The following is a 3,673-nucleotide window of genomic DNA, read 5'->3' as shown; positions in this document are numbered from 1 at the left end:
GGACCTACCCGCTATTCCAGCTGGTCTCACGGGTAGATCCCGGATCTACGCCCCGCATGCGCGGGGCATCCGTCCGGGATGACAATTCGATTTTGGAGTAGATGGGCCTCACCCAATGACAAGTCAGTTGAAACACACACAACAAACGTCCAAACCACCATCAAACCACCACCAAACGACCAGGGAACGAGCCCATGAGCACCATCTGGCGCCTCACCGCCTTTGCCGATTTCAAACCGCTGGCCGATGCGGTCGAGCGGCTGGACGAGGCCTATCCGCCGATTGCCCTGTCCTGGCTGTTATTTGAGGACGGCCCTGCGGCACGGATGGATGTCCTGTTCGAGGCGCGGCCCGATGAGGCGGCTTTCCGGGCGGCGTCCGGGCTGGCGGACGATATTGCCATCACCGTCGAGCCGATGCCGGACGAGGACTGGGTGCGGATTTCGCTCGAGGGGCTGAAGCCGGTGGATGCCGGGCGCTTCGTGCTGTTCGGGGCGCATGATCGCGATGCGATTGCGCCGGGGCAGATCGGCATCGAGATCGAGGCCGGACCGGCTTTCGGCACCGGTCATCACGGCACCACGCGCGGCTGTCTGATCGCCTTTGACGAAATGCTCACCGCGGGCTTCGCGCCGAAGACCGTGTTCGATCTCGGTTGCGGCACGGCGGCGCTGGCGATTGCCGCCGCCAAGGTCCTGCCCGATGCCGAGGTGATCGCCTCGGATATCGATCCGGAAGCGGTCGAGGAGAGCGCCGAGAATTGCACCAAGAACGCCACGCCGGGGATTGAGTGCTTCGTCGCCGAAGGGCTCGACCATGGCAAGCTGGCGGGACGCGAATTCGAGCTGATCTTCGCCAATATTCTCGCCGGACCGCTGGTCGATCTCGCGCCGGGCATCGCACGCGCCCTGGCACCGGGTGGCCGGGTCATCCTGTCCGGTCTGCTGACCGAACAGGAACCCTGGGTGCGCGCCGCCTATGAATCGGCCGGGCTCGACGTCCACCGCCAGCCGCCGCTTGAGGGCTGGGAGTGTCTTGTGGCCAGCAAGCGGTAGGCCTGCGCCGTATTGACAGCAGGCCAACAGGCTATTTGCGCCGGGCTTTCAGACCACAGGCCGACAGGAAGCTGTTGACGTCATGCCCACCGCCGCGCAGCCGCACACCGGCCCGTTCGCGCGAGCGGTCCAGGGTCCGGGTAAAGCTGTCCGAGCCATTGAGGCGCAGGAATTCATCCATCGAATACATGTCGAAATCTTTCGTCTGTGCGGTCTGGCCGCAATCGGGGTTCGCCCTGCCTTTGCAATGCTTTGCCCCGGGTGTGGAGGCCCTTTGCTGCAGGTCCGGCCTGCGCAAATGCATGCAGGAGCCGACAGGCATTGAAACCGGCGCACGCTGGGCCTAGCTTGCCACCCATGACCCAGATGATCTCCCAGACTTTCGACGTAAAAGGCGGCTTTCACTTTGGCCGCGACAATGTCCCCAAACTGCGCGCAGAGCTGAAAAAGCTCGGCCTCGATGGCTTTCTCGTCCCGCATGAGGATGAGTATGACAATGAGTATCTGCCTGATTGCAATGAGCGTTTGCTGTGGATCGCCGGTTTTTCCGGCTCCGCCGGCGCCGCTATTGTGATGAGCGATCGCGCCGCGATTTTCGTCGACGGACGCTATACCGCCCAGGTCAAGCATCAGGCCGCGCCGGAAATTTTCGATTATTGCGACCTTGTGGGTCAGGGCCTGTATGGCTGGATCGAGGAGCACGGCAAGCCGGGCGAGAAGATCGGCTATGATGCCCGCCTGCACAGCCCTGCCGCTCTCGATCTGCTGCAGACCGCCGCCATGCGGGCCAAGGTCGAACTGGTGCCGGTCGAGACTAATCCGATCGATCTCGCCTGGACCGACCGCCCGGCGGCGCCCATGGCGCAAATCAATCCGCAACCGCTTGAATTTGCCGGTGAAGACCACGGCTCCAAACGCCAGCGCATCGGCATTGCCGTCGAACGTGGCGGCGCTGATGCGGCTGTCATCACGGCACCGCCCTCGATCGCCTGGCTGTTCAATATCCGTGGCGGCGATGTCTCGCGCTCGCCCCTGCCGCTCTCCTCCGCGATCATCAACAAGGACGGCAGCGCCACCCTGTTTGTCGCCCCGGAAAAAATCACCGACGAAACCCGCAGCCATCTGGGAAACCAGATCGCCCTGCGTCCCGAAACCGAATTCGAGGCCGGCCTGTCCGAGCTGAAGGGCAAGACAGTCCGCGTCGATCCGGCCACGGCCTCGGCCTGGGTGCTGGAACGCCTCGATGCCGGCGGTGCCAAGGTGCAGAAGCTGGAAGATCCGGTGATGCGCCCCAAGGCGATCAAGAATGCCGCCGAGGTCGAAGGCTCACGCCAGGCGCATATCCGCGATGGCGGCGCCATCGTCAAATTCCTGCATTGGCTCGACACCACGGCCCAGACCGGCGAAGTCGATGAAATCATCGCCGCCCGCAAGCTGGAATCGATCCGCAAGACCCTGCCCGAATTGCGGGATCTGTCCTTCGACACGATTTCCGGCGCCCAGGGCAATGGCGCCTTTGCCCATTACCGTGTTTCCGAAGCGAGCAATCTGAAACTCGTGCCCGGCTCGCTCTATCTGGTGGATAGTGGCGGCCAGTATCCCGACGGCACTACAGACATCACCCGCACCGTGCCGATCGGCCAGCCGACGGCGGAAATGCGGACCCAGTTCACCCGCGTCCTCAAGGGCCATATCGCCCTGTCGCGCGTGCGCTTTCCCAAGGGTACGACCGGCACCCAGCTCGACATCCTGGCGCGCCTGCCGCTGTGGGAAGCCGGCTTCGATTATGATCACGGCACCGGCCACGGCGTCGGCGCCTTTCTCGGCGTCCATGAAGGCCCGCAACGCATCGCCAAATCGCCCAATGCCGTCGCGCTCGAGGCAGGCATGATCCTGTCCAATGAGCCCGGCTATTACAAGGAAGGCGGCTATGGCATCCGGATCGAGAACCTGCAGGTCGTCACCGAGGCCGAGCTGATCGAGGGCGGCGACCGGCCCATGCTCGGCTTTGAAAGCCTGACCATGGCACCGATCCATCGCGAGCTGATCGATGTCCCCTCGCTGACCCCGGCCGAGCTCAAATGGCTCGACGCCTATCATGCCGAGGTGCGCCAGCGCATCGCGCCGCTGGTCGACGGCGAGGTCGCAGCCTGGCTGTACAGCGCGACCGAACCGCTCGCGGGCGCCACCCCCTAGTGCCGCGCTTCGCCATCGTCCTTGCGGCACTGGTCCTGAGCGGCTGTTTCTATTCGGAACGGCCGCTGATCGGTCGCCGCGCGGCCGAGTTTCCGATCGCTGACGGCTTCTATACCCACACGCCCTATCTTACCGACGGCACCCCTTTCGACCAGCCGATGTGGCGCGGCGATGTGCGCCGCCGCGGTGTCAGCTATTATTCGGACGTGGTGGATTTCCCGCACGAAAATGTTCGCCTGCGCGAGCTTTCGCGCGGCATTTATGTGGCAATGAAACCCGATGATGATAACTGGGTCTATGGCCTGGTCTGGGTCTATCCCGGCGGCATCATCACCTATCACCAGCCCTCCTGCTCCGAGCTTGAACAGGCCGCACTCGATGATTACGACATCACCCAGGCCGAGGGCGAAGCCGGCTATTGC

At 63.6% G+C, this 3,673-nt stretch carries 4 protein-coding genes; 3 read left to right on the top strand and 1 reads right to left on the bottom strand.

Annotated elements, in window-relative coordinates; genetic code table 11:
* The first annotated feature begins 194 nt into the window (after positions 1-194).
* Positions 195-1,055: a 50S ribosomal protein L11 methyltransferase gene (locus tag AAC023_RS14000; protein WP_339741830.1), complete on the top strand. Its 861-nt coding sequence runs from the start codon at positions 195-197 to the stop codon at positions 1,053-1,055.
* 31 nt (positions 1,056-1,086) lie between these two features.
* Here AAC023_RS14000 and AAC023_RS13995 read toward each other — a convergent pair whose 3' ends face one another.
* Positions 1,087-1,245: a hypothetical protein gene (locus AAC023_RS13995; RefSeq protein ID WP_339741828.1), complete on the bottom strand. Its 159-nt coding sequence runs from the start codon at positions 1,243-1,245 to the stop codon at positions 1,087-1,089.
* A gap of 167 nt (positions 1,246-1,412) precedes the next feature.
* Here AAC023_RS13995 and AAC023_RS13990 point away from each other — a divergent pair, with 167 nt between their 5' ends.
* On the top strand, positions 1,413-3,251 hold the full coding sequence (locus AAC023_RS13990) for an aminopeptidase P family protein (RefSeq protein WP_339741826.1): 1,839 nt from the start codon (positions 1,413-1,415) through the stop codon (positions 3,249-3,251).
* A partial coding sequence (locus AAC023_RS13985) for a hypothetical protein (protein ID WP_339741824.1) occupies positions 3,251-3,673 on the top strand: 423 nt, incomplete at its 3' end. The genes AAC023_RS13990 and AAC023_RS13985, both read left to right, overlap by 1 nt.

Source organism: uncultured Maricaulis sp. (assembly GCF_963976135.1).
Classification (GTDB): Bacteria; Pseudomonadota; Alphaproteobacteria; order Caulobacterales; family Maricaulaceae; genus Maricaulis.
Note: the sequence above shows the minus strand (reverse complement) of the source record. Positions and strands in the feature narration are given on the sequence as shown.